This is a genomic window from Streptococcus mitis (assembly GCF_946190285.1).
GTDB lineage: Bacteria > Bacillota > Bacilli > Lactobacillales > Streptococcaceae > Streptococcus > Streptococcus mitis_CP.
Genome location: NZ_CAMHZX010000001.1, coordinates 87,440 through 109,624 on the forward strand (window position 1 = coordinate 87,440; position 22,185 = coordinate 109,624).

22 protein-coding genes are annotated in these 22,185 nt (G+C 38.7%); 19 read left to right on the top strand and 3 right to left on the bottom strand.

The window, feature by feature from the left end:
• Positions 1-32: 32 nt before the first annotated feature.
• From N8L39_RS00440 to ciaH, 12 genes are all read left to right on the top strand, one after another.
• Positions 33-359: a PadR family transcriptional regulator gene (locus N8L39_RS00440; protein ID WP_125454528.1), complete on the top strand. Its 327-nt coding sequence runs from the start codon at positions 33-35 to the stop codon at positions 357-359.
• The gene (locus tag N8L39_RS00445; RefSeq protein WP_261010036.1) at positions 356-1,171 is read left to right on the top strand and encodes a hypothetical protein; all 816 of its coding nucleotides are present in this window, start codon (positions 356-358) and stop codon (positions 1,169-1,171) included. Before N8L39_RS00440 ends, N8L39_RS00445 begins: the two co-directional genes overlap by 4 nt.
• A 110-nt stretch (positions 1,172-1,281) precedes the next feature.
• Positions 1,282-2,529: a DUF6287 domain-containing protein gene (locus N8L39_RS00450; protein WP_261010035.1), complete on the top strand. Its 1,248-nt coding sequence runs from the start codon at positions 1,282-1,284 to the stop codon at positions 2,527-2,529.
• A gap of 91 nt (positions 2,530-2,620) precedes the next feature.
• Positions 2,621-3,547 carry an aldo/keto reductase gene (locus tag N8L39_RS00455; protein WP_261010034.1) on the top strand — a complete coding sequence of 309 codons (927 nt, stop codon included), beginning with the start codon at positions 2,621-2,623 and terminating at the stop codon, positions 3,545-3,547.
• 96 nt (positions 3,548-3,643) lie between these two features.
• Positions 3,644-3,880, top strand: a complete 237-nt coding sequence (locus N8L39_RS00460) for a DUF2829 domain-containing protein (RefSeq protein ID WP_000141913.1) — start codon at positions 3,644-3,646, stop codon at positions 3,878-3,880.
• Entirely contained in the window at positions 3,873-4,571 is a 699-nt protein-coding gene (locus tag N8L39_RS00465) for a 3-oxoacyl-ACP reductase (protein WP_261010032.1), read from the top strand. The genes N8L39_RS00460 and N8L39_RS00465 overlap by 8 nt, the downstream gene beginning before the upstream one ends.
• A 10-nt stretch (positions 4,572-4,581) precedes the next feature.
• Positions 4,582-4,722 (top strand): hypothetical protein, encoded by a 141-nt coding sequence (locus N8L39_RS00470; RefSeq protein ID WP_192855239.1) that lies wholly within the window; start codon positions 4,582-4,584, stop codon positions 4,720-4,722.
• On the top strand, positions 4,700-5,584 hold the full coding sequence (locus tag N8L39_RS00475; RefSeq protein ID WP_261010031.1) for a putative PEP-binding protein: 885 nt from the start codon (positions 4,700-4,702) through the stop codon (positions 5,582-5,584). The genes N8L39_RS00470 and N8L39_RS00475 overlap by 23 nt, the downstream gene beginning before the upstream one ends.
• Positions 5,544-5,984: an ASCH domain-containing protein gene (locus N8L39_RS00480; protein ID WP_261010030.1), complete on the top strand. Its 441-nt coding sequence runs from the start codon at positions 5,544-5,546 to the stop codon at positions 5,982-5,984. Before N8L39_RS00475 ends, N8L39_RS00480 begins: the two co-directional genes overlap by 41 nt.
• A gap of 121 nt (positions 5,985-6,105) precedes the next feature.
• Positions 6,106-8,652, top strand: a complete 2,547-nt coding sequence (locus tag N8L39_RS00485; protein WP_261010029.1) for a M1 family metallopeptidase — start codon at positions 6,106-6,108, stop codon at positions 8,650-8,652.
• A gap of 106 nt (positions 8,653-8,758) precedes the next feature.
• Entirely contained in the window at positions 8,759-9,433 is a 675-nt protein-coding gene (ciaR, locus tag N8L39_RS00490) for a two-component system response regulator CiaR (protein WP_000590639.1), read from the top strand.
• The gene (ciaH, locus tag N8L39_RS00495; protein ID WP_261010028.1) at positions 9,423-10,757 is read left to right on the top strand and encodes a two-component system sensor histidine kinase CiaH; all 1,335 of its coding nucleotides are present in this window, start codon (positions 9,423-9,425) and stop codon (positions 10,755-10,757) included. Before ciaR ends, ciaH begins: the two co-directional genes overlap by 11 nt.
• Before the next feature lie 33 nt (positions 10,758-10,790).
• On the opposite strand, the gene N8L39_RS00500 is transcribed toward ciaH, so the two are convergent.
• Entirely contained in the window at positions 10,791-11,078 is a 288-nt protein-coding gene (locus tag N8L39_RS00500) for a DUF3270 domain-containing protein (RefSeq protein WP_261010027.1), read from the bottom strand.
• A 139-nt stretch (positions 11,079-11,217) separates the two neighbouring features.
• Between N8L39_RS00500 and N8L39_RS00505 the strand changes: the two genes are divergently transcribed.
• The 7 genes from N8L39_RS00505 (at position 11,218) to ezrA (ending at position 21,040) form a co-directional block, all read left to right on the top strand.
• On the top strand, positions 11,218-12,147 hold the full coding sequence (locus N8L39_RS00505; RefSeq protein ID WP_033684952.1) for a peptidase U32 family protein: 930 nt from the start codon (positions 11,218-11,220) through the stop codon (positions 12,145-12,147).
• Positions 12,148-12,345: 198 nt separating this feature from the next.
• Positions 12,346-14,796: a bifunctional DnaQ family exonuclease/ATP-dependent helicase gene (locus N8L39_RS00510; protein ID WP_261010026.1), complete on the top strand. Its 2,451-nt coding sequence runs from the start codon at positions 12,346-12,348 to the stop codon at positions 14,794-14,796.
• 36 nt (positions 14,797-14,832) lie between these two features.
• Positions 14,833-16,056 carry an FtsW/RodA/SpoVE family cell cycle protein gene (locus tag N8L39_RS00515; RefSeq protein WP_261010025.1) on the top strand — a complete coding sequence of 408 codons (1,224 nt, stop codon included), beginning with the start codon at positions 14,833-14,835 and terminating at the stop codon, positions 16,054-16,056.
• Positions 16,057-16,066: 10 nt separating this feature from the next.
• On the top strand, positions 16,067-16,621 hold the full coding sequence (locus N8L39_RS00520) for a DJ-1 family glyoxalase III (protein ID WP_261010024.1): 555 nt from the start codon (positions 16,067-16,069) through the stop codon (positions 16,619-16,621).
• 85 nt (positions 16,622-16,706) lie between these two features.
• Entirely contained in the window at positions 16,707-17,270 is a 564-nt protein-coding gene (locus tag N8L39_RS00525; RefSeq protein ID WP_261010023.1) for an HAD family hydrolase, read from the top strand.
• A 14-nt stretch (positions 17,271-17,284) separates the two neighbouring features.
• Positions 17,285-19,231: a DNA topoisomerase (ATP-hydrolyzing) subunit B gene (gene gyrB / locus N8L39_RS00530; protein ID WP_000134041.1), complete on the top strand. Its 1,947-nt coding sequence runs from the start codon at positions 17,285-17,287 to the stop codon at positions 19,229-19,231.
• Between the two features lie 81 nt (positions 19,232-19,312).
• Positions 19,313-21,040, top strand: a complete 1,728-nt coding sequence (gene ezrA, locus N8L39_RS00535; RefSeq protein WP_261010022.1) for a septation ring formation regulator EzrA — start codon at positions 19,313-19,315, stop codon at positions 21,038-21,040.
• Positions 21,041-21,088: 48 nt separating this feature from the next.
• Here the strand turns inward: ezrA and N8L39_RS00540 are convergent, their stop codons facing one another.
• Positions 21,089-21,721 carry a GNAT family N-acetyltransferase gene (locus tag N8L39_RS00540; RefSeq protein ID WP_261010021.1) on the bottom strand — a complete coding sequence of 211 codons (633 nt, stop codon included), beginning with the start codon at positions 21,719-21,721 and terminating at the stop codon, positions 21,089-21,091.
• A 134-nt stretch (positions 21,722-21,855) separates the two neighbouring features.
• Positions 21,856-22,155 carry a DUF1827 family protein gene (locus tag N8L39_RS00545; protein ID WP_000767189.1) on the bottom strand — a complete coding sequence of 100 codons (300 nt, stop codon included), beginning with the start codon at positions 22,153-22,155 and terminating at the stop codon, positions 21,856-21,858.
• Between the last annotated feature and the right edge of the window lie 30 nt (positions 22,156-22,185).

Sequence of the window (22,185 nt, forward strand, 5' to 3'; positions counted from 1 at the left end):
GGTATTACAAAATAGATTAGAAGGGAGAAGGAATGAAGGAAACTCAACTATTAAAAGGTGTTCTTGAAGGTTGTGTCTTGGATATGATTGGTCAAAAAGAGCGGTATGGTTATGAGTTGGTTCAGACTTTGCGAGAGGCTGGATTTGATACTATCGTTCCAGGAACTATTTATCCTTTGTTGCAAAAGTTAGAAAAAAATCAATGGATAAGAGGCGACATGCGTCCGTCTCCAGATGGTCCAGATCGGAAGTATTTTTCGTTAACCAAAGAAGGAGAAGAGCGTGTCTCGGTCTTTTGGCAACAATGGGACGATTTGAGTCAAAAAGTAGAAGGGATTAAGAAGGGGGGAAAACCATGAAGAAAATAAAGTATTATGAAGAAACAAGCGCTTTGTTGCATCAGTTTTCTGAGGAGAATCAGCAGTATTTTGAGGAACTGTGGGATAGTTTTAATCTTGCTGGATTTCTCTATGATGAGGACTATCTCAGAGAGCAGATTTATTTGATGATGCTTGATTTCTCAGAAGCAGAACGAGATGGCATGAGTGCAGAGGATTATTTAGGTAAGAATCCTAAAAAAATAATGAAAGAGATTCTCAAGGAAGCACCTCGCAGTTCTATCAAGGAGTCCCTTTTGACGCCAATTTTTGTCCTAGCGATATTACGTTACTATCATCTACTGGGTGATTTTTCTAAAGGTCCTCTCTTAACAGTTAATTTGCTTACTTTTTTAGGGCAACTTCTTCTTTTTCTGATTGGATTTGGGCTTGTGGCTACAATTTTACGAAAAAGTTTAGTCCAAGATTCTCCTAAAATGAAAATTAGCACCTATATTATCGTTGGGATTCTTGTTCTGCTAGTTGTTCTGGGGTATGTAGGAATAGGAAGTTTTGTACAAGAAGGAGCCTTTTATCTTCCTGCTCCCTGGGATAGTTTATCTGTCTTTACGATTTCCCTAGTCATCAGTATTTGGAATTGGAAAGAACCGATTTTTCGTCCCTTTGTCAGTATGATTGTTGCCCATCTTGTTGTAGGCTCTCTGCTCCGTTACTATGAGTGGATGGGAATTTCAAATGTTTTTCTTACAAAAGCTATTCCTTTAGCTGTCCTCTTTATTGGAATCTTTGTCTTGTTCCGTGGGTTTAAGAAGATAAAATGGAGTGAAATATAGTCAAAAAGCCGTTGCAAAGCGGTTTTTTTGTTATTTATAATTTACCTTGATAGTTTTTTAGCAATATAGTAAAATGAAGGAAATATTTTATATATATATTGGAGTTTAGAATGAAGAAAATATTTATATCTTTTGGGATTATTTCTCTTTTAACAGGTTTAGTTTGGTTTTTCTTATATGGGAATCATAAAGAGAGTGATGCTCAGAAAAAACAATTAAATACGGAGGAAATTATAAAGTCAGACTTTTTAGATTTATCGGGAGATTATGTGTCTTCTACAGGCGAGAAAGCTACTGTTGCTAAGAATGATCAGAATTGGAGAATTTCATATAATACAGACGAAGGTAATGTATTTGGAGATTTTTCTACAGATTGGAAGGAAGATGGCAACAATAGATCTTCTGTTACAGAATTTAATAAGTCAGACGGAAATAAGGATTTTAAAATATCTATTTCAGTTAATAATGTAGACGATTCGTCTAAAATTTTAAAGGTAATCACCTTATCTGACGGAAATAAGAATCATGAAATGGTATTTGCTAGTAGGAGTGATTATTATAAAAGTAGTAAGGATAATGTTCTTCAAAGTGTTTTAAGTACTTTTGAAGGAACATATTCTAATGACTACTTAGAAAAAGCAATTGTGGAATCAAATTTTAATTTGTATGGGTATAAGAGAGAAGATTACTATAAAGGGATAACTTCTGTTTTTCCAAGAGTGTCTTATCAAGATGGAGATTGGATTTTCTGGAGTGGTTCCACTCATGCCCAATTTAGGTTGGATAGAAGTAAAACACTGAAAAAAATTAATGATTATTATGAAGTGTATTTTGTAGGAGATAATAAAAATTCAAATATTGGTCAAGAATTAGTGTTAACATTTATCCCTGCTAATGAAACTGGACCAGATAATGACAAAACTCAAGAGAACAGAATACTTTATGGGAAGACTTATTTAAAACCTTATAAAGAAGCGTGGTGGGAAAAGTATGACAATATTAGTTCTACAAAGTTTGATTTAGATATTGAAGCTATTGAAAATGGTGATATTTCCACACTTGTTGGAATATGGAGGAATGGTCGCGGAAATGAATTGATAATTAATTCCGATGGAACAACTGGAGATGGAAATAGGATTAAAGTAATCAAAGATTCATCTAAGAAGAGCAGTGTTCCGTATGTTAGTTTACAAAGTAGTCATACGAGTGTGGCTATTGGATTATTTAAAATAGGTTTTAAAAATCCAATGGGTGATCAATCAGATAGTTCACGACCACGCTTAATTATTACTCAATCAGCTGGAAATTATGATGAAGATTTTTATTACTATAAAGTAGAGTCAAGTGATATCCCGTAGAATAATAGAAGAATCATAATCAAAAAGCCGTTTTAAAGCGGTTTTTTGTTATAATTAAATGAAGAATGTAGAATCAAAGGAGAAAAATTTGATGAGATACATAACTCTTGGTCAAGATGACAAAGAATTATCAGAAATTGTTCTCGGAATGATGAGAATAGAAGATAAGTCTGTTAGAGAAGTTGAAGAGCTTGTAGAAACAGCACTGTCTGTTGGAATCAATGCTTTCGACTTGGCTGATATATATGGTCGTGGTCGTTGTGAAGAACTGTTAGGTCTTGTCCTAAAAAATCGTCCAGATTTAAGAGAAAAGATGTGGATTCAGTCAAAATGTGGAATTCGCATTGAAGAATTTACCTATTTTGATTTTTCAAAAGAGTATATATTACAATCAGTTGATGGGATTTTAGAAAGATTGCAGGTTGATTATTTAGATAGCTTGCTTCTTCATCGACCAGATGCTTTGATGGAATCTGACCAAGTAGCAGAAGCCTTTGATCTCCTTTATAAACAAGGTAAGGTTCGAGATTTTGGAGTTTCTAATCAAAATCCTATGATGATGGAGTTGTTAAAAAAAGATGTCAAGCAGCCGTTAGCTGTTAATCAGCTACAATTGAGTGCGGCTTTTACACCAGGATTCGGATCAGGTTTTCATGTTAATATGGAAGATAATCAAGCAGCTATGCGAGATGGTAGCATTTTTGAATATTGCAAATTACACGATGTGGTCATTCAAGCATGGTCTGTCTTACAATTCGGGTATTTTAAAGGGAATTTTGTTGGAAATGAGAAATTTCAAGCTTTAAATCAAGTACTTGAGCGTTTAGCTATTAAATATGGAGTAACTTCTTCAACTATTGCCGTTTCTTGGATATTGCGTTATCCAGCAAAAATGCAGGCAGTTGTAGGTACAACAAATCCTAAGCACTTGAGAGAAGTTAGCCAAGCGTCAAACTTTAGCTTAACAAGAAAAGAATGGTATGAAATTTATCTTGCAGCAGGGAATGATTTGCCGTAAGTAGAAGCAGATTTAAATAAATCATAGTCAAAAAACCGTTGGAAAATGGTTTTTTGTTATAATTAAATGAAGAATGTAGAATTAAAGGAGCATAACATGACATTTGAGGAAATCCTGCCTGGATTAAAGGCCAAGAAAAAATATGTACGTACTGGTTGGGGAGGTGCTGAAAACTATGTCCAACTTTTTGATACTATCGAGCAAAATGGGGTTGCGCTTGAAGTAACGCCCTATTTCCTAATCAACGTATCTGGAGAAGGAGAAGGTTTTTCCATGTGGAGCCCGACACCTTGTGATGTTTTAGCGACAGATTGGGTAGAAGTGCATGACTAGGCGTGTACTCATTACAGGAGTGAGTTCAGGTATTGGATTGGCTCAGGCTCGACTTTTTTTAGAGAAGGGCTATCAAGTTTATGGAGTGGATCAAGGTGAAAATCCATTCCTACAAGGTGATTTCCATTTTTTACAGAGAGATTTGACCTTGGACTTGGAGCCTATTTTTGACTGGTGCCCTCAGGTGGATATTTTGTGCAATACTGCAGGAGTTTTGGATGACTACAAACCACTTTTGGAGCAATCAGCCCAGGACATTCAAGAGATTTTTGAAATCAACTATGTGACTCCAGTTGAGTTGACTCGTTATTATTTGACGCAAATGCTGAAAAATAAAAAAGGAATCATTATCAATATGTGTTCGATTGCTTCAAGTCTAGCTGGCGGAGGTGGTCACGCCTATACCTCGTCTAAGCATGCCTTAGCTGGCTTTACCAAGCAGTTGGCTCTGGACTATGCAGAGGCAGGTATTCAGGTCTTTGGGATTGCTCCAGGAGCAGTCAAGACAGCTATGACCGCTGCGGATTTTGAGCCAGGTGGATTGGCTGACTGGGTTGCTAGTGAAACACCAATCAAGCGCTGGATTGAGCCAGAGGAAGTAGCAGAAGTCAGTCTCTTTTTGGCCAGTGGAAAGGCATCTGCCATGCAGGGTCAAATTCTGACAATAGATGGTGGCTGGTCTTTGAAGTAGGGGGAGTTGGATGGATATTCAAGAGCTCACAGAAGAAAATGCATCGCCGTTAGTCTTGAAGGTTAAGTCTGAATTATTAGGATTTCCAGAACTGGACAAGACTTCTTACATGAATTGGAAGGTGAATGATGAGAAACCAACTTGCCCTTAGTGGAGAAAAAATTCTTGAAAAAGTTTACCCACAACTATTTCACCACATTGGAATGATTCGTGGGGAGTATTTGTCGAGAGAGATCAACCAAAACATCCTGTTACCAAGTTGTCAGGAATTTGTAAAAGATTATCTAAACACTATTTGCTTCTTGTACTCAGATGAAGAGGTATGGTATCGTTTTTCTGAATTAACGAATACAGAAGCTAATTGTCTAAAGGGGACTAAAGAGTATTTTGATGAAAATCATCCCTTATTTGGATATAGAGGAACTAGGCGTTTGCTGGCGTGTCCGGATGAATTTCAGGCTGAAGCACATGTCGTTACAGAAGTTTATCAAAACAATCCCAATCTATCTGCTATCTTTCCTTTTGTCAATGATGCTGAGCAGTTAAAGCAAGCTATCACAGTATTGCGTCAGCATGGTTTTACTGGGAAAATTGGCACGATGATTGAATTACCGTCAGCGTATTTTGACTTGGATAGGATACTGGAAACGGGTATTTCAAAGATTGTAGTTGGAATGAATGATTTGACTTCTTTTATTTTTGCCACTGTGAGAAACAGTCAATGGCATGATATGGAAAGTCCAATTATGTTAGATATGCTAAGAGATATGCAGGATAAAGCAAGGATTAAAAATATTGACTTTGCTGTAGCAGGTTATCTGAATGATTCTTTCATACAAAAAATGAATCAGTTGGGTATCGAATGCATTCTCCATTACAGCTCTATTCCGGAGATTTTTAATGTAGAGATTGACCATCCAGATCATCTCAAACATATAAAAGAAGAAAGTAAGAAATTACAAAGGAGCACCTATGACACCGCAAGAAATGTGGAATGCATACAAGAAAATTAACCCCTCTATAGGAGATGAAATCGATGCTTGGGCTTTTGGAGTGGAACCAGACCTTTTAGCAGATTTGGTTTTAAGAGGCGAAAAGACTGCAACCGCCTCAGCCTACGACCTCTACGCTCTAGAAGCCGAACCCCTTCCTAAAGAAGGCACCTTAGATGTCATTTTAGATAGTCAAGATCAGGCTGTCTGTATTGTCGAAATTACAAAGGTTTCTGTCCAGCCCTTCGATCAAGTTTCTGCTCAACATGCCTTTAAAGAAGGTGAAGGTGACAAATCCCTAGCCTATTGGCGTCAGGTTCATGAGGATTGTTTCGCCGAGTGGCTGAAAGAAGCAGGACTGACTTTTACACCTGAAAGCAAGGTTGTTTTAGAAGAATTTCGCAAGGTCTACCCACTGTAGACTGTTAGATGGAAGAAAGTTTTGGAAATCGCCGTCCAATCCTTTTTTCTCAAGCAAAACATGATATAATAAGTTTGTTTGAAGAAGAGCTTTAGCTCTTAAACTTAGATAGGAGAAAACTATGCAAGCAGTTGAACATTTTATTAAGCAATTTGTTCCTGAACATTATGATTTATTTTTAGACTTGAGTCGTGAGACCAAGACGTTTTCTGGGAAGGTGACCATTACTGGTCAAGCACAGAGTGACCGTATTTCCCTCCACCAAAAAGACTTGGAAATCGCCACTGTAGAAGTTGCAGGGGAAGCTCGCCCATTTACAGTTGACCATGACAATGAAGCCCTTCATATTGAACTTGCGGAAGCTGGTCAAGTTGAAGTGGTTATCGCTTTCTCAGGAAAAATTACAGACAACATGACAGGGATTTACCCATCTTACTACACAGTTGATGGAGTGAAGAAGGAAGTATTGTCTACTCAATTTGAGAGCCATTTTGCGCGCGAAGCCTTCCCATGTGTGGATGAGCCTGAAGCCAAAGCAACTTTTGACCTTTCTTTGCGTTTTGACCAAGCAGAAGGTGAATTGGTCTTGTCAAACATGCCTGAGATTGATGTTGAAAACCGTAAAGAAACAGGTATCTGGAAGTTTGAGACAACACCTCGCATGTCTTCTTACTTGTTGGCCTTTGTTGCTGGTGATTTGCAAGGTGTGACGGCTAAAACTAAAAACGGTACCCTCGTAGGTGTCTACTCAACCAAAGCCCACCCACTATCTAACCTTGATTTCTCACTGGACATTGCTGTTCGCTCTATCGAGTTTTACGAAGATTACTACGGAGTCAAGTATCCAATCCCTCAATCTCTTCATATTGCTCTTCCTGACTTCTCAGCTGGTGCTATGGAAAACTGGGGTCTTGTAACCTACCGTGAAGTTTACTTGGTTGTCGATGAAAATTCTACATTTGCTAGCCGTCAACAAGTTGCTCTTGTTGTGGCACATGAGTTGGCTCACCAATGGTTTGGTAACCTCGTTACTATGAAATGGTGGGATGACCTTTGGCTCAATGAAAGTTTTGCTAACATGATGGAGTACGTCTGTGTGGATGCTATTGAACCAAGCTGGAATATCTTTGAAGATTTCCAAACAGGTGGTGTTCCGTCTGCCTTGAAACGTGACGCGACGGATGGTGTTCAGTCTGTTCACGTTGAAGTCAAACACCCAGATGAAATCAACACGCTCTTTGATGGTGCTATCGTCTATGCCAAAGGAAGCCGCCTCATGCATATGCTTCGCCGTTGGCTAGGTGATGCTGATTTCGCTAAAGGTTTGCATGCTTATTTTGAAAAGCACCAGTACAGCAATACCATCGGTCGTGACCTTTGGGATGCCCTTGGTCAAGCGTCAGGACGTGATGTCGCAGCCTTCATGGATTCTTGGTTGGAACAACCTGGTTACCCAGTACTTACTGTTAAAGTTGAAAATGATGTTTTGAAGATTTCACAAAAACAATTCTTCATCGGTGAGCACGAAGACAAGAACCGTCTCTGGGTTGTGCCACTCAACAGCAACTGGAAAGGCTTGCCAGATACACTTGAAGCTGAAAGTATCGAAATTCCTGGCTACGCAGCTCTTCTTGCTGAAAATGAAGGAGCTCTTCGTCTCAATACTGAAAATACAGCCCACTACATTACAGACTATCAAGGAGACTTGTTAGATGCAGTTCTTGCTGACCTAGTTGAGCTTGATAACACAAGCAAACTGCAAATCGTCCAAGAACGTCGTTTACTTGCTGAGGCAGGGCACATTTCTTATGCTGACTTGCTCCCAGTCCTTGATAAACTTGCCAAGGAAGAGTCTTACCTTGTGGTTTCAGCTGTTTCTCAAGTGATTTCTGCCCTTGAGCGCTTTATCGATGAAGGAACAGAAGCTGAAACAGCCTTCAGAGCACTGGTTGCTAAATTGGCTCGTCACAACTATGACCGTCTTGGTTTCAAAGCCAAAGACGGAGAATCAGATGAGGATGAATTGGTTCGTCAGTTGGCCATTTCTATGATGATTCGCTCAAATGATGTAGAAGCTAGTCAAGTTGCTAGCCAAATCTTCGTAGCACACAAGGAGAATCTTGCAGGACTCCCAGCAGCTATTCGATCACAAGTTCTGATTAATGAGATGAAACATCATGAGACTAAAGACTTGTTAGCACTTTATCTTGATACTTATACGCACGCAACAGATGCTGTCTTTAAACGTCAGTTGGCAGCAGCTCTTGCCTACAGTAAAGATGCGGACAATATCCAAACCTTGATTGCTTCTTGGAAGGACAAATTTGTGGTCAAACCACAAGACTTGTCTGCTTGGTACTTCCAGTTCTTAAACCATCAAGCAACTCAGGAAACAGCATGGTCTTGGGCTCGTGAAAACTGGGCTTGGATCAAGGCAGCTCTTGGAGGAGATATGAGCTTTGATAGCTTTGTTATCCTTCCTGCTCATGTATTTAAGACAGAGCAACGCTTGGCGGAATACAAGGAATTCTTTGAGCCACAACTTTCTGATCTTGCTCTTAGCCGTAATATCGGTATGGGAATCAAGGAAATTGCAGCGCGTGTTGCCTTGATTAACCGTGAAAAAGCTGCAGTGGAAGCTGTTGTTCTTCAATACGGAACTAAATAATCAAGACTAAATAAAAGAAAACTCAGCTATCTCATGTAAAATGCAGAGAGTTGAGTTTTTTTTAAGGCAAATTTGGTATAATGGTCTTAATAAGGAGGAGTTTCTCATGATAAAAATCTTATTAGTTGAGGATGACCTAGGCCTGTCAAATTCAGTATTTGACTTTTTGGACGATTTTGCGGATGTCATGCAGGTATTTGATGGAGAAGAAGGTCTCTACGAAGCTGAGAGTGGCGTCTATGACTTGATTTTGCTGGATTTGATGTTGCCAGAAAAAAATGGTTTCCAAGTCTTGAAAGAATTGCGTGAAAAGGGAATTACAACACCAGTTCTGATTATGACTGCCAAGGAAAGCTTGGATGATAAGGGACATGGATTTGAACTAGGAGCAGATGATTACCTGACCAAGCCTTTCTACCTCGAAGAACTCAAAATGCGGATTCAAGCCCTTCTCAAACGTTCAGGTAAGTTTAATGAAAACACCTTGACTTATGGAAATATTGTGGTTAATTTGTCAACCAATACCGTTAAAGTCGAAGATACTCCTGTCGAATTGCTGGGGAAAGAATTTGATTTACTAGTTTATTTCCTTCAAAATCAAAATGTTATTTTGCCGAAGACTCAGATTTTTGACCGTCTATGGGGATTTGATAGTGATACAACGATTTCGGTTGTTGAAGTCTATGTTTCAAAAGTCCGTAAAAAATTAAAAGGAACCACTTTTGCAGAGAATTTGCAAACCTTGCGCAGTGTTGGGTATATTTTAAAAGATGTTCAGTAAACTAAAAAAAACATGGTATGCGGATGACTTTAGTTACTTTATCCGCAACTTTGGTGTCTTCACCCTGATTTTCTCTACCATGACCTTGATTATTTTGCAGGTCATGCATTCGAGTCTCTATACTTCGGTGGACGATACGCTTCATGGACTAAGTGAAAATCCTCAAGCAGTTATTCAGCTTGCTGTAAATAGGGCAACAGAAGAGATTAAAGACTTAGAGAATGCCGCTACAGATACTAGTAAGACTGAGGTGAAACCCAATGTCAGTTCTAACACAGAAGTCATTCTTTTTGATAAGAATTTTACCCAGCTCCTTTCTGGAAATCGATTTTTGGGCTTGGATAAGATTAAGTTAGAAAAGAAAGAACTAGGTCATATCTATCAGATTCAGGTTTTTAATAGCTATGGACAGGAAGAAATCTATCGCATGATCTTGATGGAAACCAATATCAGTTCGGTTTCAACCAATATCAAGTATGCGGCTGTCTTGATTAATACCAGTCAGTTGGAGCAGGCCAGTCAAAAGCATGAGCAACTGATTGTGGTTGTGATGGCTAGTTTCTGGATTTTGTCTTTGATTGCCAGTCTCTATCTGGCTAGGGTCAGTGTTCGTCCTTTACTTGAAAGTATGCAGAAGCAGCAGTCCTTTGTGGAAAATGCCAGTCATGAGTTACGAACTCCTCTTGCAGTTTTGCAAAATCGTTTAGAGACCCTTTTTCGTAAGCCAGAAGCAACCATTATGGATGTGAGCGAAAGCATTGCCTCTAGTTTGGAAGAAGTTCGAAATATGCGTTTTTTGACGACAAACTTGCTGAACTTAGCTCGGAGAGATGATGGGATTAAGCCGGAACTTGCAGAAGTTCCAACCAGTTTTTTCAATACGACTTTCACAAACTATGAGATGATTGCTTCTGAAAATGACCGTGTCTTTCGTTTTGAAAATCGTATCCATCGCACGATTGTCACAGATCAACTTCTTTTGAAACAACTGATGACCATCTTATTTGATAATGCTATCAAATATACTGAGGAGGATGGTGAAATTGATTTTATGATTTCAGCGACTGATCGTAATCTTTATTTGCTAGTTTCCGACAATGGAGTCGGTATTTCAGCAGAAGATAAGAAGAAAATTTTTGACCGTTTTTATCGAGTGGACAAGGCTAGAACCCGTCAAAAAGGTGGTTTTGGTTTAGGTTTATCCCTAGCCAAGCAAATTGTAGATGCCTTAAAAGGAACCATTACTGTTAAAGATAATAAACCAAAGGGAACAATCTTTGAAGTGAAGATTGCCATCCACACACCATCTAAAAAGAAAAAATAAAAATATCGCTCCAGACGGGGCGATATTTTGGATTTATCTTCTACGTTTTCGTTTGATGATGAAGCGTTGAACTTTTAAGACAAGTAAACTGGATCCGATTGCTGCAGTAAAGGCAAGAGCAGGTGATAATTTTAATGCTAAAAAGATAAAACTAAAGATAGCAATACAGATACAAAAAACAGCGATATTAACAAAAAATAGGATTTCCTTGAGATTGGCATCAGATTGCGCTTCAGGTGTATAATCTTGATAGCGAGGAACCTGCTGGCTTAATTCTTCTTGATAGTCTACCTCATAGGATTGTAATTTTCTTACGGGCATTATTCTCTCCTTAACAGTACATACCTATTTTATCATTTTTTCAGCAGAGAATTATTACAGAAAGGTTACAATAAGAATAAAGTCCCTTTTCATTTTTAAAGAATGGCTGATTTTCCAGAAATGTGGTATAATTTTTCTTATGGAAAAGATTATCATTACAGCAACTGCTGAAAGTATTGAACAAGTTAAACAACTGCTCGAAGCTGGCGTAGACCGTATCTATGTCGGTGAGAAAGATTTTGGCCTTCGTCTGCCAACAACCTTTAGCCATGACCAATTGCGTGAAATTGCTAAGTTGGTTCATGAAGCAGGTAAAGAATTGATTGTTGCGGTTAACGCCCTCATGCACCAAGATATGATGGATCGTATCAAGCCTTTCTTAGACTTTTTGGAAGAAATCAAGACAGACTACATTACGATTGGGGATGCAGGTGTCTTTTACGTAGTCAACCGCGATGGTTATTCCTTTAAGACCATCTACGATGCTTCAACCATGGTAACTAGTAGTCGTCAGATCAACTTCTGGGGACAAAAGGCTGGTGCATCTGAGGCTGTTTTGGCGCGTGAAATTCCATCAGCTGAACTTTTCAAAATGCCAGAGATTTTGGAAATTCCTGCTGAAGTTTTGGTTTACGGAGCTAGCGTTATCCATCATTCTAAACGTCCGCTCTTGCAAAATTACTATAACTTTACGCACATCGATGATGAAAAGACGCGCAAGCGTGATCTCTTCTTGGCTGAGCCAAGTGACCCAGAGAGTCACTATTCCATTTTTGAAGACAATCATGGAACCCACATTTTTGCCAACAATGACCTTGATTTGATGACAAAATTGACAGAATTGGTAGAGCATGGTTTTACTCACTGGAAATTAGAAGGTCTCTATACACCTGGTCAGAACTTTGTTGAGATTGCAAAACTCTTTATCCAAGCGCGTAGCTTGATTCAAGAGGGTAACTTTAGCCATGACCAAGCCTTCTTGCTGGATGAAGAAGTGCGTAAACTTCACCCTAAAAACCGTTTCCTTGATACAGGATTTTATGACTACGATCCTGACATGGTTAAATAAAGCAAATGATTCGTTGAGAGAAGGAAGATTTAAAATTTCTTCTCTCAATTTTTCGTATTTCTTCACTATTTTAAAAAAATCAGCAGGCTAGGATGCTCTGTTTGCTGGGATTTTTAAGAAAAGTAAGCTTCTTGAGTTTGAAAATTATCCTATGTTTGCAGGTGCCAAATGGCCCTTTTTTTGGTATAATTTTTTATAATGAAAACGATTGGTAATCGCTATGTTGTGGTTGATTTAGAGGCAACTAGCACAGGTAGTAAGGCTAAAATTATCCAAGTGGGAATTGTTGTGATTGAGGACGGAAAAATCGTCGATCACTATACGACGGATGTCAATCCACATGAACCCTTAGATGCTCATATCAAAGAACTGACAGGATTGACAGACCAACGTCTGGCGCAAGCACCTGATTTTTCGCAAGTTGCTAGAAAAATCTTTGACTTGGTGGAGGATGGGATTTTTGTAGCCCATAATGTTCAGTTTGATGCCAATCTCTTGGCGGAAAATTTATTTTTTGAAGGCTATGAACTAAAAAATCCTCGTGTTGACACGGTCGAATTGGCTCAGGTCTTTTTCCCAGAACTGGAAAAATATAGTTTGCCGATATTGTGTCGAGAATTAGGAATTCCTCTTAAGCACGCTCACACAGCCCTTTCAGATGCACACGCTACCGCGGAATTACTCTTATTTCTACGAAAAAAGATGGCCCAGCTTCCTAAAGGTCTCCTGGAACGCTTGCTGGAAATGGCTGACGCCCTCCTATATGAGTCCTACCTGGTTATTGAAGAAATTTATCGAAGTCAATCTATCCTGAGTTCTCCAGACTTGGTCGAAGTTCAAGGGCTATATTTCAAGAAAACTGCAGATTCCATGGAGTCACGAAAATTATCCCAAGATTTTTCTAAGAATATTTCTCTGTTGAACCTTGAAGTGAGGGAGGAGCAAGAAAGTTTTGCTAAAGAGGTTGGTTTGCTATTGAAAGATGAGCCTGTCTCATTAATTCAAGCACCGACAGGGATTGGGAAAACCTATGGCTATCTCTTACCCGCTTTATCTCAAGCCAAAGAGCGACAAATTGTTCTTAGTGTTCCGACAAAGATTCTTCAAAATCAGATCATGGAAGAAGAAGGGAAACGTCTCAAGGAAGTGTTCCATATAGATATTCATAGTTTAAAAGGACCACACAATTATCTGAAGTTGGATGCCTTTTATCGATCCTTGCAAGAAAATGATGAAAATCGCTTATTTAGACGTTTTAAAATGCAACTCTTGGTCTGGTTGACAGAGACAGAAACGGGGGATTTGGATGAAATTGGGCAACTCTACCGTTACCAACATTTTCTAACAGATCTTCGTCATGACGGGAATTTATCATCTCATAGCTTATTTGTGACGGAAGATTTTTGGAAACGTAGTCAAGAAAGAACACAAACCTGCAAGCTTTTAGTGACCAATCATGCCTATCTTGTAACCAGACTTGAAGATAATCCTGAATTTGTCAGTGACCGTTTATTGATTATTGATGAAGTTCAAAAGATTTTGTTAGCTCTAGAAAATCTGCTTCAAGAGACCTACGATATCCAGTCTATTATCGATTTGCTTGATAAGGCTTTACTGGAGGAGCAAAATAAGGTCCAACAACGAATACTAGAAAGTATTCGCTTTGAGTGCTTCTACTTGATAGAACAATTTCAGTCTGGAAAATCTAGGAAAAATATCTTAGATTCTCTTGCCAATCTCCATCAATATTTTTCAGAATTAGAAGTAGAAGGCTTTGAGGAGCTGGTTCGCTATTTTACAGCTGACCGAGATTACTGGCTTGAAGCAATTGAAACGAGTCAAAAGAAAGTTCAAATTTCTTCTACGAAATCTGGCCGTATTCTTCTGTCCTCTTTAATACCTGAGAGTTGCCAAGTCTTGGGAGTATCGGCTACTCTTGAGATTAGTCAGAGAGTTTCTTTGGCCGACCTGTTAGGCTATCCTGAAGCCAAATTTGTCAAGATTGAAGCTTGTAGAAAACAGGACCAAGAAGTGGTCTTGGTCAAAGATTTCCCTCTGGTGACAGAAACTTCCATAGAAGTCTATGCCAAAGAGGTAGCTGATTTACTAGTGGAAATTCAAGCTTTCCAGCAACCGATTCTGGTTCTCTTTACTGCTAAAGACATGCTTCTAGCAGTATCGGATTTACTACCAGTTAGCCATCTGGCCCAGTATAAAAATGGGGATGTGCATCAGCTTAAGAAGCGTTTTGAAAAAGGGGAGCAACAAATCCTGCTTGGTGCAGCAAGTTTCTGGGAGGGAGTGGATTTTTCAAGCCATTCTTTTGTAATTCAAGTTGTACCAAGACTCCCTTTCCAAAATCCCCAAGAGCCCTTGACGAAAAAAATCAATCAGGAATTGATTCAAGAAGGAAAAAATGCCTTTTATGATTATCAGTTGCCAATGGCTATTATTCGTTTAAAACAGGCTTTGGGAAGAAGTATGAGACGCGAACACCAACGTTCCTTAACTCTCATTTTGGATAGGAGAATTGTCGGAAAGCGATATGGCAAACAAATAGTAGCATCTCTAGCAAAAGAAGCGACAGTTAAAACCGTCTCTCAATCCGAAGTTGATGAGACTATTGATGAATTTTTAAATGAGCTTTGATAAATAGTATAGTATGAAAGTATAAGGTTAGTATATATGAAACGTTCTCTCGACTCTAGAGTCGATTATAGTTTGCTCTTGCCAGTATTTTTTCTACTGGTTATTGGCGTAGTGGCTATCTACATAGCCGTTAGTCATGATTATCCAAACAATATTCTGCCCATTTTAGGGCAGCAGGTCGCCTGGATTGCCTTGGGGCTTGTGATTGGTTTTATCGTCATGCTCTTTAATACAGAATTTCTTTGGAAGGTGACCCCCTTTCTATATATTTTAGGCTTGGGACTTATGGTTTTGCCGATTGTCTTTTATAATCCAAGTTTAGTTGCATCCACGGGTGCCAAAAACTGGGTATCGGTAAATGGTATCACCTTGTTCCAGCCGTCAGAATTTATGAAGATATCCTATATCCTCATGTTGGCCCGTGTCATTGTCCAGTTTACAAAAAAACATAAGGAATGGAGACGCACAGTTCCACTGGACTTCTTGTTGATTTTCTGGATGATTCTCTTTACCATTCCAGTCCTAGTTCTTTTGGCACTTCAAAGTGACTTAGGGACGGCTTTGGTTTTTGTAGCCATTTTCTCAGGAATCGTCTTGCTATCAGGAGTTTCTTGGAAAATTATTATCCCAGTATTTGTGACTGCTGTAACAGGAATTGCTGGTTTTTTAGCTATTTTTATCAGCAAGGACGGCCGGGCTTTTCTCCATCAACTGGGAATGCCGACTTACCAAATCAACCGTATTTTGGCTTGGCTTAATCCTTTTGATTTTGCTCAAACAACGACCTATCAGCAGGCTCAAGGGCAGATTGCGATTGGTAGTGGAGGCTTGTTTGGTCAAGGATTTAATGCTTCTAATCTGCTTATTCCAGTTCGAGAGTCGGATATGATTTTCACGGTCATTGCAGAAGATTTTGGCTTTATTGGCTCTGTTCTTGTTATTGCCCTTTATCTCATGCTGATTTACCGTATGTTGAAGATTACTCTTAAATCAAATAACCAGTTCTATACCTATATTTCCACAGGTTTGATTATGATGTTGCTCTTCCATATCTTTGAGAATATCGGTGCTGTTACTGGCTTGCTTCCCTTGACTGGGATTCCATTGCCTTTCATTTCCCAAGGGGGATCAGCTATTATCAGTAATCTAATTGGTGTAGGCTTGCTTTTATCGATGAGTTACCAGACCAATCTAGCTGAAGAAAAGAGCGGAAAAGTTCCATTCAAACGGAAAAAGGTTGTATTAAAACAAATTAAATAAGGAGAAAATCATGGTTAAAGTAGCAGTTATGTTAGCACAGGGTTTTGAAGAAATTGAAGCTTTGACAGTTGTAGATGTTTTGCGTCGTGCCAATATCACTTGTGATATGGTAGGATTTGAGGAGCAAGTAACAGGTTCACATGCAATCCAAGTAAGAGCAGATCGAGTCTTTGATGGAGATTTGTCAGACTATGACATGATTGTTCTTCCTGGAGGGATGCCTGGTTCTGCACATTTACGTGATAATCAGGCCTTGATTCAAGAGTTGCAAAGCTTCGAACGAGAAGGAAAAAAACTAGCAGCCATTTGTGCTGCGCCAATTGCTCTCAATCAAGCAGGGCTATTGAAAAACAAGCAGTACACTTGTTATGACGGCGTTCAAGAGCAAATCCTTGATGGTCACTACGTCAAGGAAACAGTAGTGGTAGATGGTCATTTGACAACCAGTCGAGGCCCCTCAACAGCCCTTGCCTTTGCTTACGAGTTGGTGGACCAACTAGGAGGAGACGCAGAGACTTTACGAACAGGAATGCTCTATCGAGATGTCTTTGGTAAAAATCAGTAAAACGGGAGTCAAACTCTCGTTTTTTTATGTGGAAAACTCAGGGAAATCATCGCTTTTTTCATAAAAAAATGCTATAATGAAGGGTATGAAATATCACGATTATATCTGGGATTTAGGTGGAACTTTACTGGATAATTACGAAACTTCAACAGCTGCATTTGTTGAAACATTGGCATTGTATGGCATCACACAAGACCATGATAGTGTCTATCAGGCTTTAAAGGTTTCTACTGATTTTGCGATTGAGACATTCGCTCCCAACTTAGAGAATTTTTTAGAAAAGTACAAGGAAAATGAAGCCAGAGAGCTTGAACACCCGATTTTATTTGATGGAGTTTCTGATTTATTGAAAGATATCTCCAATCAAGGTGGCCGTCATTTTTTGGTTTCTCATCGAAATGATCAGGTCTTGGAAATTTTAGAAAAAACCTCTATAGCAGCTTATTTTACAGAAGTGGTGACTTCTAACTCAGGCTTTAAGAGAAAACCAGATCCTGAGTCCATGATTTATTTAAGAGAAAAGTATCAGATTAACTCTGGTCTTGTAATTGGTGATCGACCGATTGATATCGAAGCCGGGAAAGCTGCAGGACTAGCTACCCACTTGTTTACCAGTATCGTGAATTTAAGACAAGTATTAGACATGTAAGAAAAAGGAATAAGATGACAGAAGAAATCAAAAATCTGCAGGCACAGGATTATGATGCCAGTCAAATTCAAGTTTTAGAGGGCTTAGAGGCTGTTCGTATGCGTCCAGGGATGTATATCGGGTCAACCTCAAAAGAAGGTCTTCACCATCTAGTCTGGGAAATCGTTGATAACTCAATCGACGAGGCCTTGGCAGGATTTGCCAGCCATATTCAAGTCTTTATTGAGCCAGATGATTCGATTACTGTTGTCGATGATGGACGTGGTATCCCCGTCGATATTCAGGAAAAAACAGGTCGACCTGCCGTTGAGACTGTCTTTACTGTTCTTCACGCTGGAGGAAAGTTTGGCGGTGGCGGATATAAGGTCTCTGGTGGTCTTCACGGAGTGGGATCCTCAGTTGTTAACGCCCTTTCAACTCAATTAGATGTCCATGTCCACAAAAATGGTAAAATTCATTACCAAGAATACCGTCGTGGTCATGTTGTTGCAGACCTTGAGGTGGTTGGAGATACGGATAAAACGGGAACAACAGTTCACTTCACACCGGACCCAGAAATTTTCACTGAAACAACAACCTTTGATTTTGATAAATTAAATAAACGGATTCAAGAGTTGGCCTTTCTAAATCGTGGTCTTCAAATCTCCATCACAGATAAGCGTGAGGGGTTAGAACAAACTAAGCATTACCATTATGAAGGTGGGATTGCTAGTTACGTTGAATATATTAACGAGAACAAGGATGTTATCTTTGATACACCAATCTATACAGATGGTGAGATGGATGATATCACAGTTGAAGTAGCCATGCAGTACACAACAGGTTACCATGAAAATGTCATGAGTTTCGCCAATAATATTCATACCCATGAAGGTGGAACGCATGAACAAGGTTTCCGTACAGCCTTGACACGTGTCATCAACGATTATGCTCGTAAAAATAAGTTATTGAAAGACAATGAAGACAATCTAACAGGGGAAGATGTCCGTGAAGGATTAACTGCAGTTATCTCAGTTAAACACCCAAATCCACAGTTTGAAGGACAGACCAAGACCAAACTGGGGAATAGCGAAGTGGTCAAGATTACCAATCGTCTCTTCAGTGATGCCTTCTCTGATTTCCTCATGGAAAATCCACAGATTGCTAAACGTATCGTGGAAAAAGGTATTTTGGCTGCTAAGGCTCGTGTGGCTGCCAAGCGTGCGCGTGAAGTTACCCGTAAAAAATCTGGTTTGGAAATTTCCAACCTTCCAGGAAAACTAGCAGATTGTTCTTCTAACAATCCTGCGGAAACAGAACTCTTCATCGTCGAAGGAGATTCAGCTGGTGGATCAGCAAAATCTGGTCGTAACCGTGAATTTCAAGCAATCCTTCCAATTCGCGGTAAGATTTTGAACGTTGAAAAGGCAAGTATGGATAAGATTCTAGCTAACGAAGAAATTCGTAGTCTTTTCACAGCGATGGGAACAGGATTTGGCGCAGAATTTGATGTTTCAAAAGCCCGTTACCAAAAACTCGTTTTGATGACCGATGCCGATGTCGATGGAGCCCACATTCGTACCCTTCTTTTAACCTTGATTTATCGTTATATGAAACCAATTCTAGAAGCTGGTTATGTCTATATTGCCCAACCACCAATCTATGGAGTCAAGGTTGGAAGTGAGATTAAAGAATATATCCAGCCAGGAGCAGATCAAGAAATCAAACTCCAAGAAGCTTTAGCACGTTATAGTGAAGGTCGTACCAAACCGACTATTCAGCGTTATAAAGGTCTTGGTGAAATGGACGACCACCAATTGTGGGAAACAACCATGGATCCAGAACACCGCTTGATGGCCAGAGTTTCTGTGGATGATGCAGCTGAGGCAGATAAAATCTTTGATATGTTGATGGGGGATCGAGTAGAGCCTCGTCGTGAATTTATCGAAGAAAATGCCGTCTATAGTACACTTGATGTCTAAAAAATCGGGAGAAGTAGTTCCCTTGGTCTAAAAAATGTGATATAATCATTACGATTGTTTCAAGTAAAAAAGGAGTTTAATATGTCTGGTAGTCTAGTAATTTATCTTGCAATTGCAGTTGCAGTTTTCTTAGTGATTGCCTATGCTATCGCAATCTACGTACGAAAACGCAATGAAAGTAAATTAGCAATTTTAGAAGAGAAAAAAGAAGAGCTGTACAATCTTCCAGTAAACGATGAAGTTGAAGCTGTAAAAAATATGCACTTGATTGGACAAAGTCAAGTGACTTTCCGTGAGTGGAACCAAAAATGGGTTGACCTATCTCTTAACTCTTTTGCTGATATCGAAAATAATCTTTTTGAAGCAGAAGGCTATAACAACTCATTCCGTTTTTTTAAGGCCAGTCATCAAATCGACCAAATCGAGAGCCAAATTACTTTGATTGAAGAAGATATTGCGTCAATTCGCAATGCCTTGGCAGATTTGGAGAAACAAGAGTCTAAAAATAGTGGACGTGTTCTTCATACCTTGGACTTGTTTGAAGAGTTACAACACCGAGTGGCTGATCATTCTGAAGAATATGGCCAAGGTTTATCTGAAATCGAAAAACAATTGGAAAATATCCAATCAGAGTTTTCTCAGTTTGTTACTTTGAATACTTCAGGTGACCCAGTAGAAGCTGCTGTGATTTTGGATAATGCTGAAAATCATATCTTGGCTTTGAGTCACATTGTTGACCGCTTGCCAGCGATTGTAAAAACATTATCTAAAGAGCTACCTGATCAATTGGATGATTTGGAGGATGGTTACCGTAAGCTTTTAGATGCTAACTATCATTTTGCTGAAACGGATATTGAATCTCGCTTCCAATTGCTTTATGAAGCTTTGAAGAAAAACCACGAAAATATTGCACAATTAGAGTTGGATAATGCTGAGTATGAAAATACTCAAGTTCAAGAAGAAATCAATTCACTCTATGATATCTTTACACGAGAAATCGCTGCTCAAAAAGTAGTAGAAGGCTTAGTTGCAACACTTCCTACATATTTGAAACACATGAAAGATAGTAATGCTGTTTTAGTGGAAGATATTCAACGATTGAGTAACAATTACCTACTATCTGAAACGGATGTTAGTCATGTTCATAGATTACAAGCTGAGTTAGAATCTTTAGAAGAATCTGTATTGGAATTAACTTCTGAACAAGAGGAACATTCTGAACCTTATTCATTCCTTGAAGATCGTTTGGAAAACTTACAAGCGACTTTGAAGGAAATTGAAGATGAACAAGTTGCGGTTAGTCAACGTCTTGCTCAGATTGAAAAAGATGATATCAATGCTCGCCAGAAGGCAAATGTTTATGTTAATCGTCTTCACACAATTAAGAGATATATGGAAAAACGCAATCTTCCAGGTATTCCTCAGAATTTCTTACAGTCGTTCTTTACAGCAAGTAACCATACTGAAGAGTTGATGGCTGAACTAGAAGAAGCTCGGGTCAATATCGAAGCTGTGAACCGTATGCTTGAAATTACAACCAATGATATGGAAGCACTTGAAGAAGAAACCTATAATATTGTTCAATATGCAACATTGACAGAACAATTGCTACAGTATTCGAACCGTTACCGCTCATTTGATGAACGAATTCAAGAAGCCTTTAATGAATCATTAGAAATTTTTGAAAAAGAATTTGATTATCATGCTTCATTTGAGAAGATTTCGCAAGCTTTGGAAGTTGCAGAACCAGGTGTAACTAACCGTTTTGTCACTTCATACGAAAAAACACGTGAGACGATTCGTTTCTAACATAATAAAAAAAGATTTGGTTCTGTGATAAGCAGCACCAAATCTTTTTTATTTATTTATTGTTTTTAAAAATGCCCAGTTACCAATTGATTTTGATCCGTATTCTAAGTCCATATGGTCCAGTAATATATAATCGTTTTTTTCGTAGAATGAGGCATTTCTAGCTGTACTAGTTATGAGTCCCAAGTGTTTACAGCCTTTTGATTTGACATAAGGTTCAATTCCTTGTGTCAGAAAAGTACTGCCTATTCCCTGCCCCTTACTTTCTATATTGACAGCTAAAGCCATCAAATACCAATCAAACTCTCCAGATTCTTCTAAGTGCTTTTTGGAACGTTTTACAAAGTCAAAGTATTTAAGGAGATTTTGTGGTCGAATGTAGCGAAAAATGTTTGTCCCACCATTTCGTAGATAGTATAGTATACAGAAATCCTTTTGTTGCAAAAGGGAGACTGCTAGTAATTCTCCATCTTGTTCCGCAACTAAACAGTTTCCTTTTTTAATATAGACTCTAGTAAGCAGAATTTGCAATGTTTCTACAAAAGCAGGATAGGAGTCAGGTTTCTTCAAATCGTCTTTTAAAATCGTTAAAAAAGGATAGTCAAGAAAGGAATTGGCTAATAGTTTTCCAATTTTTTCGTATTCTTCAAGTCTTGCCTCTCGATATATGATGTCTCCCATGCTTGTCTCCTTTGTTAGCCATAAAACCATGAATGATAGGATTTCAAGATAAAAAATTGGAGATGATTTAAAAAGCTAAATAAACCTAATTTTGTTCCATAAGGTTCAAAGCACTTTCTAATCTCTCCAAGATTTTATTTGGTCGGAATTGAAATTCCAATTAATTTTTCTGAATAGAGGGTTTTGATATTGGCCTCATCAATAGAGTCCTTATCAATTTTACGTTTCAAGAAAAATTCTTGAATAGCTTCGATTTCAGGTTCACGAATAGCGCGGTGTTTGTTTGAAATGAGGATTTCATAGTGAAGCGGAGCTTGAGTAAAAATAACATCAGTATTCCCTGCAGAATAGACCTCAACAAGGGTTGCATCTGTACTTTCTAGCTGGCTTTTTACAAGTTGCGAGTGTGAGTTTGTCGTATTGATTAGCTTCATAACATTTCCTCCGATTTTCTAATTCTATTA